At 52.9% G+C, this 13731-nt stretch carries 12 protein-coding genes; 11 read left to right on the plus strand and 1 reads right to left on the minus strand.

Features of this window, described 5'->3' with window-relative positions; genetic code table 11:
• The 3 genes from KJ970_11050 to KJ970_11060 form a co-directional block, all read left to right on the plus strand.
• Positions 1-504 (plus strand): recombinase family protein (locus KJ970_11050; GenBank protein ID MBU2691453.1); only part of this gene is annotated, 504 nt, incomplete at its 5' end.
• The gene (locus KJ970_11055) at positions 501-929 is read left to right on the plus strand and encodes a hypothetical protein (GenBank protein ID MBU2691454.1); all 429 of its coding nucleotides are present in this window, start codon (positions 501-503) and stop codon (positions 927-929) included. The genes KJ970_11050 and KJ970_11055, both read left to right, overlap by 4 nt.
• A 640-nt stretch (positions 930-1569) precedes the next feature.
• Positions 1570-2055 (plus strand): hypothetical protein, encoded by a 486-nt coding sequence (locus tag KJ970_11060; protein MBU2691455.1) that lies wholly within the window; start codon positions 1570-1572, stop codon positions 2053-2055.
• Positions 2056-3204: 1149 nt separating this feature from the next.
• Here the strand turns inward: KJ970_11060 and KJ970_11065 are convergent.
• The gene (locus tag KJ970_11065) at positions 3205-3471 is read right to left on the minus strand and encodes a hypothetical protein (GenBank protein MBU2691456.1); all 267 of its coding nucleotides are present in this window, start codon (positions 3469-3471) and stop codon (positions 3205-3207) included.
• Positions 3472-4194: 723 nt separating this feature from the next.
• Here KJ970_11065 and KJ970_11070 point away from each other — a divergent pair.
• From KJ970_11070 to KJ970_11105, 8 genes are all read left to right on the plus strand, one after another.
• A complete protein-coding gene (locus KJ970_11070; protein MBU2691457.1) occupies positions 4195-4347 on the plus strand; it encodes a hypothetical protein in 153 nt (50 codons plus the stop codon).
• 33 nt (positions 4348-4380) lie between these two features.
• Positions 4381-4935 carry a class I SAM-dependent methyltransferase gene (locus KJ970_11075; GenBank protein MBU2691458.1) on the plus strand — a complete coding sequence of 185 codons (555 nt, stop codon included), beginning with the start codon at positions 4381-4383 and terminating at the stop codon, positions 4933-4935.
• 173 nt (positions 4936-5108) lie between these two features.
• Positions 5109-6086 carry a DUF4238 domain-containing protein gene (locus KJ970_11080; protein ID MBU2691459.1) on the plus strand — a complete coding sequence of 326 codons (978 nt, stop codon included), beginning with the start codon at positions 5109-5111 and terminating at the stop codon, positions 6084-6086.
• Between the two features lie 393 nt (positions 6087-6479).
• Positions 6480-7205, plus strand: coding sequence for a hypothetical protein (locus tag KJ970_11085; GenBank protein MBU2691460.1), 726 nt, complete (start codon positions 6480-6482; stop codon positions 7203-7205).
• A gap of 309 nt (positions 7206-7514) precedes the next feature.
• Positions 7515-8351 (plus strand): hypothetical protein, encoded by an 837-nt coding sequence (locus KJ970_11090; GenBank protein ID MBU2691461.1) that lies wholly within the window; start codon positions 7515-7517, stop codon positions 8349-8351.
• Between the two features lie 316 nt (positions 8352-8667).
• Positions 8668-11067, plus strand: a complete 2400-nt coding sequence (locus KJ970_11095; protein ID MBU2691462.1) for a type I restriction-modification system subunit M — start codon at positions 8668-8670, stop codon at positions 11065-11067.
• Positions 11058-12311: a restriction endonuclease subunit S gene (locus tag KJ970_11100; GenBank protein MBU2691463.1), complete on the plus strand. Its 1254-nt coding sequence runs from the start codon at positions 11058-11060 to the stop codon at positions 12309-12311. Before KJ970_11095 ends, KJ970_11100 begins: the two co-directional genes overlap by 10 nt.
• Positions 12308-13731, plus strand: a 1424-nt coding sequence (locus KJ970_11105; GenBank protein MBU2691464.1) for an HsdR family type I site-specific deoxyribonuclease, incomplete at its 3' end; no start/stop codon positions are given. The genes KJ970_11100 and KJ970_11105, both read left to right, overlap by 4 nt.

A 13731-nucleotide genomic window follows, 5' to 3' on the forward strand; every position in this document is an offset into this window, starting at 1 on the left:
ATTCCGGCAGGTGAGATCGAGCGGTTCGTTGTCGAGCGGATTAAGGGCATCGGAGCCGATCCGAAGCTCCAGGAAAAGGTGTTGGAAACGATCCGGGCAAATGTGAAGGGGCAGCTCGATGAACTCGACTGCGAGCGGCGGACAATCTCCAAGGACCTGAAGCGGTGGTCCGCCAGGGTCAAACGGCTTGTGGGATCGTCCTCTAAGGGTCGAGATCGGAAATCGGGGGCCGCCGCGCTTGTCGATCTCCAGGGACGCATCGAGTCCGCTGAGGGGCGACTCGGTGAGATCAATAAGCGAAAGGCCGAGCTGGAGAGTAGCCGGGTTGACGAGAAAGAACTGAATATTGCCATGGAGAATTTCGTACCGATATGGGACACCCTCTCACCACGGGAGCAAGCCCGTGCCATCCAGCTTCTTGTGGAACGCGTGGTTTATGACGGCGATATGCTCTCCATTACATTTCGACCGTCTGGGATTAAGGCATTGATCGAGGAGGGATGACGGTGATTCGTGCAGGCGGCCCGACCCTGGAGTTCAAGGTCCATTTCAGCAATGGGGACAAGGGACGTCGACGGTTGAAGAGAGGAGCCAGACCGACACCGCCATCTGTTAAACCAGGCCGGGTCCCGCGAATATCCCGCCTCATGGCCCTGGCGATCCGCTACGACGATCTAATTCGCCAAGGAATTGTAAAGGACTACGCTGATCTGGCCAGGTTAGGTGGTGTGAGCCGAGCGAGGATTAGCCAGATCATGGATTTGTTGAACCTGGCTTCGGAACTCCAGGAGGCGATCCTTTTCCTGCCTCGCACCACCAAAGGGTGCGATTCGATCCGGGAGAGAAATGTTCGTCCCATAGCCGCCATACCCCTTTGGTCTCGCCATCGCGAGATGTGGGAGAAACTGACCGCCGAGCGGATGATCTGATGACCCCGCTCAAGGTAATCTGCCGCGCCTGTATCTCACATTTCCAGCAATCCTCAAGTCTCTGGATCCCGTACATTTTTTCCTAGCGTTGCTTGGATCGGGAAGGAAGACGGAATATGAGATGTGGACCGTTATGCCGATCTCGACATAAGGACGGGATGAACCCCATATGGGTCGTTGTTGACGCCAAAGCCGAGAGCGAGCTGGGAGACATACTTTGAGTCGTCTCTGCGCAGTTTGGAGCTGCAATTCAAGGGTGGCCTGATGATGGACGACAATCCGGCGCTGTTCACCGACCCCAAGGAAGCCGAGCTAGAAGCCACCGGGCGACTGATGGCCATGAGGGCTGCAAAGGCCATTGCCAAAATGGAGCTGGGGCCAGGCTGCAGGATGTCACCCGAATCGAGCTGCCAGGGGCAGATGGGAAGGTGGTCTTCGAGTCAGAGTTGCCGCAAATCGATCAGTAAACCTCTGAGTACCTGAGCAAGCGCACGTTTAACAAACTCAGCGATGCTATTTCTGAATTTCTCCTTTCCTATTCCGAAACGCGGTTGTTGTATCGGCCCCACCCGAGGGGCTAGTGTGGTGGACACCGAGTCATTAGAGACAACCAGAATATTTATGTGATGAGGATCCTTCTATGGAGATCGAAGCTCTTCGACAGTCTTTTCGTCCACGCAACGTGAAGTTGTTGATGATCGGAGAATCTGCGCCTGCAAGCGGCAGATTCTTCTACAAAACCTCCAACATGACATCCACCACCGCGCGTGTTTTTGAGAGCGTCTATGACATGAAGTTTTCCTCGATGGATGCCTTCCTCCGTTTCTTTATGGTTAAGGGTTGTTACCTGGACGATTTGAGTCTTATCCCGGTTAATAAAATGCCACGGCGTGAGCGTGAGAAGACGCTGAGGGAGGGCATTCCCCGCTTGGCAGGCCGGATCGAGAATGTAAAACCAACTGTGATCGTTATTGCATTGAAGAAGATCGAGAAGCACGTGCGCGAGGCAATCGCACTTACCGGCCTGACGGTGCCGGTCTATGTGCTGCCATTTCCCGGGCAAGGCCATCAGCGGGTTTTTCAGATGGACTATCCGAGATCCTGCATCGTCATCTACGATAGCTGACTCAGCACGATTTGCACCTAACGTCTACTCTTCCTTGATGTTAGGGGGTCGCCTATTCCGGCATCGCTATTGGCGTACTCATAACGTGTTGCTAGACTAGATGCTAGGTCAAAATTCAAGAGCTTATGGGGTCGGCCATCTGGAGCCTGGGAGGGGGTCTCGAAATCGGGTCATCAGACACCCCCCAAGGGCCCATTTTGCGGCATCGGCTTTGGCGTAAAGGGCATTTTTGCGGCATCCCCCTTTTCGTAACTGCCCTTTTTGCGGCATGCCCCTCCGCGAAAGGGGCGATTTTGCGGCATCGAAATCGCATAAATCCGGCCCAACGGCAAGGATGCGGCAGGAGCCGAAATCCGCTAACTCTTTATTTTACAGATCACTGCCGCTGTTGGGGTGTATCCGGAGGGGCAGTGAAATGAAAAAAACAGGCGAAATCCTGCCCCTTAAATGCCCCTATGGAGTCCCGAAGCCCTGAATTCTGCCCCCAAACCGCCCCCTTGCTCCCCGGAACCGCCAAATCGGCCTCCGAGCTGCCCCTCGCGGCCCAGAATCGGCCCCGGCTGCCCCTAAAATGGCTCTGAATGAACGTCCTCCTTCGATGGAATAGCGACGTGCTTGTACATTTGCGATAATGTGAAAGCCACTTGATTGTGCAAGGTGCATTACCGCGAGTCGTTCTGAAACGCCCACCATTCCATCGTTTCTCGTTCGTTGCGAACTCACGCCATCTCAAAGCGAAGCAAGCTCTTTGTAGATTGCCGAGCGCTTCAATTATTGTTATAGCAAGCTAAGCTATGAACGAATCACTTGCAGTGTGGTCAGATTGTATAATTGCATTTACGTCATGCCCCGCCATCAATTGAATAAATCAACCCTTTGCGGATCTTCACAATGAGCTGTACCAGCCGGTTCAGGGGTGATACCATCCGTTCGAGGTCGAGATACCTTACCTTGAGTGGACGTAACGGACTCATAGCAGAACTCAATATTAGTTGCGGGCGACAATGAAACCAGGCAGTTTATCTGTTTCTTAAGTGCAGTAAAATATACGTTAGACGGATTAGAGAGTAAACGACTTTGAATGCCGGAGAATTCAAAAACTGGATGCAGCGAGCATTTCTCATGACTGAGGGCGCTTTGGCAACCGAGCTAGCTACTGAAATCCAAGTAGGCATGACTGAAGACTACATTCGCGGGTCGCTTCTTCGTGGACTCATCCTTGCCAATCCATCTGGAGCCGATCGCGTTGTCCGAGAGTTGTCCGTTGACTGGAACAATAATAGCTGTCGATACAATGCCGACCACATCCCAGGGGCGGGCCGCCCAATTCAGCACGATATTGGAATCCGACCGGGCAATGGCGATCAGGGACTTGTTTGTGAGATTAAATGGCTGAGCCAAGCAAATGCATCTCATGTCGCATTAGATTTGTGGAAATTGGCGCTGTCACGGACTATTTCTCCTGAAGGTGACGCTTTGAGGACTTACCTACTTGTTGGCGGAGAATCGTCAGTCCTCGCCAAGGTTCTTCGTGCCCTGCGAGAACATAAACTCAACCTCCGTTGGTCTCCTTCGGGATCAAAGTATAATGTTCCGAACCCTACAATATTACCAATTGAACAATCCCTCGCCGAAAGCCTTAGCCTTAATTCATGGCTTAGTCTTGTGTCCTGGGGATCAAATCCAAGGCATGTTCGGCAGGCTCCCGAAACCTGGGCATCTTTGCGTGCCTCAGTCCGCGCCCGGTGGTTTAGGACCATTCCTGTAGCAGGTGGTACGCTTGGCTGGAGACTAATTCTCTGGGAGTTGGACCATAGAAGCGTTGGCCAGAATAATACAATTGACTGGGACAATATTTATCAGAATAGAGTCACACGCAATTGCTGATTCTCGCCTTAGCTTAGGTGTCAAAAGTACCGTCTAGACCTCGTCTGGATTCCTCTATCAATGAGAGATATTAACATTCTAAGGGAAAACAATGGGACCGACTGCAACCGCATCTCCGTGAAGTCATCGGTCTCGCGTTTCATAGTCCTGGCACCGACGAGGGAGATGAGATAGGGTCATTGCGGGTTGGGCGGGTCGCGCCAAAACCCCTCGTAGGTTAACGGACGTTAAATGCAATGCGCAGGAGGATGCTTGAGCAATCAGGATCCGGCTTGGCCGGTGGCATTGGATGCCTACAACTCGATGGCGAAGGCATACGCGGCGGCGATCGAGGAGAATCCTCGCAGCATCTATTACGAGCGTCCTGCCATGTTGGGATTGCTACCGGATGTATCCGGCCGATGAGTCTTGGATGCGGGGTGTGGCCCGGGAGTGCTAATGGAGTGGCTTCTCGCTCAGGGAGCAGACGTTGTCGGGATCGATGTGAGTCCGAACATGCTCGAAGTGGCACAGCAGCGTATCGGCGACACGGCCGTCCTGCAGTTGGCCGATCTCGAGCAGCCAATGCCCTTTCTGGCGGATTCGTCGTTTCACGTAATCCTCAGCTCAGGCACACTGGGGTACGTCCGCGACTGGTTGGCTCTGTTTCGGGAGTTCTCTCGAGTACTGAGGCCGGGGGGATGCGTGGTCTTCTCTGTCGGTCACCCATGCTCGGAGTATACACTCAATGAGACGGATGACTACTTCTCGACAGAGTTGCGTGAATATACTTGGCGTGGACTTGGCGATCCGATTGTTGTGCCATGCTACCGGCGGCCATTCTCGAACATCCTAGACCCGATAGTCCGTGCGGGTTTCTTCATCGAGCGGATGGTTGAGCCAGTGCCGACCAAGCAGTTCGCGGAGGTCAAGCCGGAGGAGTACGCACAGCTGATGAGGCGGCCTCGGGTGCTGTGCATGCGGGTACGGAAGTCAGCGAATGGCGCCCTATGAACACTCCCAGCGCCACCAGTAACAATCGCGGGGGGTGATTGAGTTGGTCTTACTTGGGCTGGTTATGTGGTGACAGGTTACACAAGAAAAGAAAATCGGTTACTGGGTGATGGTGCAACGATTTGTTAAATAGGTTTTCCTACAGACTCATTAGCTTTACGAGAATGTGAATCATGAATCCTGCGAAACCAAAGGTGCAACATTATGTTCCGCGATTGATATTAAAACGATTTGCCGAAGAGAATGAACAGGTTTGGGTTTTTGATAAGAAGCGATCGTCCGTTTTTAAAACAAACATAAGTAAAATCGCGGCAGAGAAATATTTTTACGATTTTGAATATGAAGGATATGACCTATCTTTAGAATCCACGTTCGAGAATCTAGAAAGCGGGGCTTCTGAGGTCATTGACCACATTACCCTTGAGAATAGCCTTGCGTCATTATCGGATGAAGAGAGAATATTATTTTCTAAATTTCTTGCCCTTCAGCTAGTGAGAACACGTCAATGGCGTAATATGTGGGAGCAAGCAAGAGAAGACTTACTTGTTGCGATTCGCAAAATGGGCTTTAAGCCAGAGCAAATCGAGGGCTATAAAGAACAGTCTAACGAGGACCCCAAACTTGCGCATATGCGGTCCATTCACAAATCCTTTGAGTATACTCCATATTTCCTCAATAAGTTCTGGGTACTGTTTACAGCACCAGAAAAACGACCTTTTTGGATTTCTGACAATCCCTTGACATTACAAAACATGCACGATTTCGGATACTTCGGAAATTTGGGCTTGGCAGTCAAAGGAATTGAAATCTACTTTCCTATTTCAAAATGCCACACACTTGGTTTGTTGTGCCCTAGTCACCTTGAGATGTTTAAAAAAACATACAAAGACTACATATCGCTTTCAAACGCAAGCCCCCAAATGGCCGCAGAGGCAGTCGACAAGCCACTTCTATTGGAACAAATCAGGGCTGCGGTTGAAGATAGACGAGCAATTCCATACAATTTTGAAAATGTGATAAACCACAACTCACTGCAGGTGATGTTTTCTACAAGGTTCATTTTCTCAAGCAATAATGATTTCTCACTAGCCGAGGAGATGATAAACGCTCACCCGGAGTACCGAGAAGGGCCAAAGATGGAAGTAAGGTAGCGGATTGGTGGAAGCGTCATTATAAAATGGCACGAAGGCTAACGGCCTTATCTGGACTCCTCCGTCAATTGAAAAATAAAGTTCTCCTCTGGAAGGCGGAGGGACTGACTGCATCCTTATCTTCGGCCTCTGAGATGGAGCCCATAGACTCCGGGCCATGATGGAATCCGGGTACGGGGGGCAATTGAACCTGATGATCGCTCTTGCGGCGTCCCCCGCTTGGCGTGATAATAGTTTCGCGATGAGAGAGTTGGCGAGAACCGCGCCAAGAGCCCTCGCAGGTTGAAAGAACGATTGGTTGATTAATGATGAAAAAACCAAAAGTCTCCCTGGAAGCGCCTATTATGTTTTAGTGAGTAGAGCGATATTATCTGTACAATATAAGAGGTGTTTATGTGGTTGAATAATCCATGGGTAGTAGGAATTGGTGGCGGCATCCTCAGCGGGATTTTAGTCACCATTGTTAGTCGGACTATTCTGTCACGACGAGATAGACGAGAATATTATCAGAAATTACTCTCCGCAAATCGAGAGGTCATTTACGCCATCCGTCCGGGCATTTCTGAGGGTTGTATTCCAGATAAACACGTCGTGGAATCTCTTCTTAGCGCGACAGCACGGAAATATTCTATAGAACGAAAAGACTTATACGATCCAGGCCAAATTAGTGAGGAGTTAATGAAGGAGGTTATGGATTCTAGCTTCATATCTGCCAGCACCAAACAGCAATACTGTGAGCAGCTGGAATCGCTCACGACAGAAGAAACGCATGTCGTAGAGGGTTCAATTCCTGAAACTGACCAACGCCCGAAGCATAGATCCGAGCTAGAAGAGTATAGATCTAGAATGGTAACCATGATGAGTGTAATGCTCGGTTTAATGACTACCATTATGACAATATTATTATTATTCCAAAATCAACTCCGAGAAGATGCAATAAGTTCCACATCTGAGACATTTAAAATATTCCTACCAATGGTGGCCGCAATCATAACTGCTTTGTCGGCGACCATGGTAACATTTTTAGGAAAAGAGATGCGTCGTGCTTCAGACAAGAAACAGAAGACGAAGGAAGTCAAAGATAATAAGAACACCGATAGCAAAAAAGACACAACCTAACGACCTCGTCTGGATTCCTTCGTCAATGAGAAAAATACTTGTCCCCATAAGAAGCGGTGGGACTGATTGCAGCCGTAACTCTACGCAGCCATCGCTCCCGCATTTCATGGCACTGGCGCTCGAGGGGGAGATGAGATAGGGTCATTGCGGGTTGGCGAGGGCGGGCCCGGACCGGCCCGCAGTATAATGCGACGCAAGGTACCCGAAGGGACTGTCTTGGTGGAAGATTGTAATTGGCTATATAGTGCAATATCTCAATCATGCGCCGCAATCGTTGGGATATTCGGGGCATTTATATTAACAAAAATAGTGGGTGCACAAGCCTCTTTTTCAGGGCGAAAAGACAGACTTGTTGAATTCCAGCTAAGAACAAAGAGGTTGCTGGATGAAGCCCGAAACTGTTACTTCAGCTGGTATAATGATCGCCGTTGGGAGATGGCTTATGATACCCTAGAAAGTACTTTGGAACGCGAAAAGGAATTCAAGCCATCAGAAATATATTACTTTGAGTTCAACTATTCTCCATTCCAACCAAAGGACGATGTCCTTAAAGCTATCGAGAGGACAATTGCCCGGGAAAAAGCCCGCCGGAAAGCAGATGCTCGGCGCAGTCCGCTTGAATCATCTATACGTGAGCAAGCTGCCCTTGGAAGACTAATACGACCCAAGCAAGATACCAGTATTAGTGCATCGGTAGAAAGTGAGCGCGAAAAAATCGACCTATTGGAGATTAAGATAAGGGATCATTGCCGAGCGCTGGAATTCTTTATACGCGAAAGCCGGCGTAATCCGGAAGCTTCTCGCCTGGTCACCGGATCAGCATTTGGGGCAATTATTTTATTTTTTGTAGGCGTTATATGGCCCCTTAGCTTTTTGCCGATAAGACAGGATGAGAGCGTGTCGCTTTCGATTTATGCATTCTTCCCAACCCTGCTCTCCCTCAAGGGTGTCATTCTATCAGCAGTTTCGATGATATTTGTGGTGGGCTTTGCTTTGTTTGTACGAATTAACAACAGTCTTCGGTTGCAAGAAAAGAGCTTAGCAGACATTGGAAAATATGATCAGGTTGAATCCTATTCTGAATATTTTAGAATTAAAAAGGATAACATTGCATGGTGGTCAGAAAGGGAGAAGGCCGAGGAATAGTGGATATGCTGGCGAATGGAGATTTGATCGGGTGACTCTAAGCCCTATCGATAATGTTATAATGGTGTACCTAACGAACTTATCCGTCAAAAAGAAAGATATACATTCCCAAGGAAGGCGGTGGGACTGACTGCCCCCGTGTCTCTGCGCAGCTGTCGGTCCCGCATTTCATGGCGCTGGCGCTCAAGGGGGGGATGCGATAGGATCATTCCGGGTTGGCCGGGGCAGCGCCAGTCCGGCCCGCGATAAAGCCGGAGGTCGGCCTTCAGCCCTAACGTGACACCCTGGCAACAAATCGAAGCTGGAGCACCAAAGAATGGCCCTGAAAAAATCCGAACTCTACTCCTCCCTCTGGTCAAGCTGCGACGAACTGCGTGGCGGTATGGACGCCAGCCAGTACAAAGACTACGTCCTCGTCCTGCTCTTCATCAAATACGTCAGCGACAAGTACGCCGGTCAGCCATTCGCACCGATCACGATCCCGCCCGGCGCAAGCTTCAAGAAGATGGTCGCCCTTAAGGGCAAGAGCGATATCGGCGACCAGATCAACAAAAAGATCATCGCCCCCCTGGCCAACGCCAACAAGCTCTCCGATTTCCCCGATTTCAACGACGCGGCCAAGCTCGGCAGCGGCAAGGAAATGGTGGACCGGCTCACCAACCTGATCGCCATCTTCGAGAACCCGGCGCTCGACTTCTCCAAGAACCGGGCCGACGACGATGACATCCTGGGCGACGCCTACGAATACCTGATGCGGCACTTCGCCACCGAGAGTGGCAAGAGCAAGGGGCAGTTCTACACACCCGCCGAGGTCAGCCGGATCATGGCGCAAATCAGCGGCATCCGAACCACGAAGACCAGTGCCGCCACCACCGTCTACGACCCCACCTGCGGCTCCGGTTCGCTGCTCCTGAAGGTCGGCACCGAGGCTGGCACTCCCGTCACCCTTTACGGGCAGGAGAAGGACGCCGCCACCAGCGGCCTCGCGCGGATGAACATGATCCTGCACAACAATCCGACCGCGCTGATCGTGCAGGGCAACACGCTGGCCGATCCAAAATTCAAGGACGGCGACACCCTCAAGACCTTCAACTATGTCGTCGCCAATCCGCCCTTTTCCGACAAGCGCTGGAGCACCGGACTCGATCCGCTGAACGACCCCTTCGAGCGCTTCAAAGCCTTCGGTGTGCCGCCGTCAAAGCAGGGCGATTATGCCTACCTGTTGCACATTGTCCGCTCGCTGAAGAGCACCGGCAAAGGAGCGTGCATCCTGCCGCACGGCGTGCTGTTCCGCGGCAACGCCGAGGCCGACATCCGCCGCGCCCTCGTGCGCAAAGGCTACATCAAGGGGATCATCGGTCTGCCCGCCAATCTCTTCTACGGGACCGGCATCCCCGCCTGCATCGTCGTCATCGACAAGGAGGACGCCCAGGCCCGCAAGGGCGTCTTCATGATCGACGCCAGCGGCGGTTTTATGAAGGACGGCCCCAAGAATCGCCTGCGCAGCAGGGACATTCACAAAATCGTGGACGTCTTTAACAAACGACTCGACGTCCCGAAATACGCGCGCATGGTTCCCTTCGCGGAGATCGAGCAGAACGAGTTTAACCTCAACCTGCCGCGCTATATCGACAGCCAGACGCCCGAGGATGTGCAGGACATCGCGGGCCACTTGCAGGGCGGCATCCCCGCGGCCGATATCGATGCGCTCCAGCGCTACTGGGACGTCTGCCCAAAGCTCCGGCACTCGCTGTTCAAGAAAGACCGCCCAGGCTACTTCGTTCTCACCGTGGAGAAATCGTCCATCAAATCGGCCATCTACGAGCATCCGGAGTTCGCGGCCTTCATCGCCGGTATGAACGCCCATTTCACTGCCTGGCGCAAGAAGACAGCCGCGAAGCTGAAAGCCTTGAAGGCCGGATGCCATCCCAAGGAGGTCATCGCGGCGCTGGCCGAGGGCTTGCTCGCCCACTACGCCGGCAAGCCGCTTATCGATCCCTACGACATCTATCAGCACCTGATGGATTACTGGGCGGATACCATGCAGGACGACGGATATCTTATCGCCGCCGACGGATGGAAGGCCGAGACCACCCGGATCATCGAAAAGGACAAGAAGGGCAGGGAGAAGGATAAGGGCTGGACCTGTGACCTCGTACCCAAATCCCTCATCGTCGCTCGCTATTTTGTTAAAGATCAAACGGATGTCGATCGGCTCGCCGCCGAGTTGGAGGGCGTCACCGCCCGACTCACCGAGATGGAGGAGGAGCATGGTGGCGAGGACGGTGCCTTGGCCGAACTCGATAAGGTGAACAAAGCCAACGTCGCGAGCAGGCTGAAGGAATTTAAGGGCGACAAGGAGGCGAGGGAAGAAGCGGCCGTACTGAACAAGTGGCTGAAATTGAACAGTAAAGAGGCCGAGCTTAAGAAGCAGCTCAAGGAAGCTGAGGCGGCGCTTGATACAAAAGCCTATGCCCACTATCCAAAGTTGAGCGAGGCCGAGATCAAGACGCTGGTGGTGGACGGCAAGTGGCTCGCGACGCTGGATGCCGCCATCAACGGCGAGATGGATCGTATAAGCCAGCAACTCACCCAGCGCGTGAAGGAACTCGCCGAACGCTACGAAACCCCGATGCCACAGATGGTCAGCCGTGTAGCCAAGCTGGAAGCCAAGGTGAACCGTCATCTAGAGCGGATGGGTTTCTCATGGAAGTGAAGCCCGGCTACAAGCAAACCGAGGTGGGTGTGATTCCGGAGGATTGGGGAGTTATTAGCGCATTCGATGCATGCTCGAAGATTCAGGACGGCACTCACTTCTCGCCTCGGATCGGTGGAAGTGGATACCTCTATGTTACATCCAAGAACATTCGCTTCGGTCACCTAGATATGTCTACTGCCAGCTGGATTGACGCAGCTCAGCATCAGGCTATTTACCGGCGTTGTGATGTGAAGAAAGGTGATCTTCTCCTAACAAAGGATGGAGCAAACACGGGAAACGCCGCACTAAACAACCTTGATGAGGAGTTTAGCCTACTTTCGAGCGTCGCGTTCTTGAGATTCAATCCAAGTAAGCATTGCGCGGGGTATTTTCTGCAACAGGTACTGACGTCGCAGGGCCAGCGCCAAATTCAGGATGCAATGGCGGGCAACGCCATTACTCGTCTAACCCTTGAGAAGATCAACAAACTCCGCTTCCCGACCCCGCCTACCAAACCCGAACAAGAAGCCATCGCCGAGGCGTTGAGCGATGCGGATGCCCTCATTGAATCAATGGAGCAACTCCTCGCCAAGAAGCGCCACCTCAAACAAGGCGCCATGCAGGAATTGCTCACCGGCAAGAAGCGCCTGCCGGGCTTCAGCGGGGAGTGGGAGGTGAAGCGGCTCGACGAACTCGGTCGATGGACAGGTGGCATGACCCCGTCAATGCGAAACCCAGCTTTTTGGCAGGCCGGAACTGTGCCCTGGATTTCGTCCGGGGATGTTAAATCGGCCAGGTTAATTGGGACGGCATCCGCCATCTCAGAATACGCGGTCAAGCAAAGAACCACGACCATGCTTCCAACGGGATCTATCATTGTAGTCACCCGAAGCGGCATTCTCCGAAAGTTTCTCCCTGTTGCGATGAACATGATCCCAATGGCGATCAACCAGGACATTAAGGCGCTTTTGCCGAATTGCCATGTCCTGCCGGATTACGTGCTGCATTCGCTAGCCTACAATGGAGATCGCATCCTCGCTCGGTGCCTGAAGTCTGGCACTACTGTGGAGAGTGTCGAGTTTCCCTGGCTTAAGGCGTTCACAATTCCAATCCCTCCTCTACCGGAACAAACCGCCATCGCCGCCATTCTCTCCGACATGGACACAGAGATCACCACATTGGAAGCCAAGCTCTACAAGACTCGGCAGATCAAGCAGGGCATGATGCAGGAACTGCTGACCGGGAGGATCCGTCTCGCATGAGCACTGTCGGCCAACCAGAACGGGCTACGCAAAACAGGGTCATCTCCCTGTTCCGCGACGAGCTGGGTTACCGCTACCTCGGCGACTGGACCGACCGCGACGGCAACAGCAACATCGAGGAAGAACTGCTCACGGCATGGCTGACAAAGAGCGGTTACAAACCAGCGCAGATCAGTGTCGCCTTGCATAAGCTCCGCACCGAGGCGGACAACCACAGCCGCACGCTCTACGGCAATAACCAATCCGTCTACAACCTGCTGCGCTACGGCGTCCCGGTAAAGATTGAGGCGGGCAAGGTGACGGAAACCGTCCATCTCATCAACTGGCGGAAGCCGGAGCAAAACGACTTTGTCATCGCCGAGGAGGTGACGCTCAAGGGGAACCAGGAGCGGCGTCCCGACATCGTGCTCTATGTGAACGGCATCGCCGTCAGCGTGCTGGAGTTGAAGAACAGCCGCGTGAGCATCGGAGACGGCATCCGTCAGAATCTTTCGAACCAGCAGCCTGAGTTTAACGCTTGGTTCTTCAGCACGGTGCAGTTCATCTTCGCAGGCAACGATTCCGAAGGTTTGAAGTACGGCACCATCGGCACACCGGAGAAGTATTTCCTGAAGTGGAAGGAAGACGAGCAGGACGACAGCCGCTTCAAGCTGGACAAATACCTGCTCAGGATGTGTCGCAAGGACCGGCTGATCGAGCTGATCCACGACTTCGTCCTTTTCGACGGCGGGGTGAAGAAGCTGCCGCGCGCGCACCAGTATTTCGGCGTCAAGGCCGCGCAGGCGGTGGTGCGCAAGAAGAAGGGCGGCATCATCTGGCACACGCAGGGGAGCGGCAAGAGCATCGTGATGGTGATGCTCGCGAAGTGGATCCTGGAAAACAATCCTAATGCCCGCGTCGCCATCATCACCGACCGCGATGAACTCGACAAACAGATCGAAAGGGTCTTCAAAGAGACTGGGGAGGCGATCAAGCGCACCCGAAGCGGCAGGGGGCTGATGAAGCTGCTCGGGCAGGCCGCGCCGCGCCTGCTCTGCTCTCTGGTCCACAAATTCGGGCGCCAGGGCGTGGACGATTTCGACGATTTCATCAAGGATCTGGAAGCGCAACCAAGTCCGACGGTGGGTGAGGTTTTTGTTTTCGTGGATGAGTGCCACCGCACGCAGAGCGGCAAGCTGCACCGGGTGATGAAGGCGATGATGCCGAATGCGGTCTTCATCGGCTTCACCGGCACGCCATTGCTCATGAAGGATAAAGCGACCAGCCAGGAGGTTTTTGGGAAATATATTCATACGTATAAGTTCAGCGAAGGGGTGGAAGACGGAGTCGTGCTGGATCTCGTCTATGAGGCGCGGGATATCGATCAGCGCCTCGGCTCTGAAGAGAAAATCGATGCCTGGTTCGATGCCAAGACGCGGGG

This window comes from Candidatus Eisenbacteria bacterium (assembly GCA_018831195.1).
In the GTDB taxonomy this organism is placed as follows: Bacteria; Eisenbacteria; RBG-16-71-46; order CAIMUX01; family JAHJDP01; genus JAHJDP01.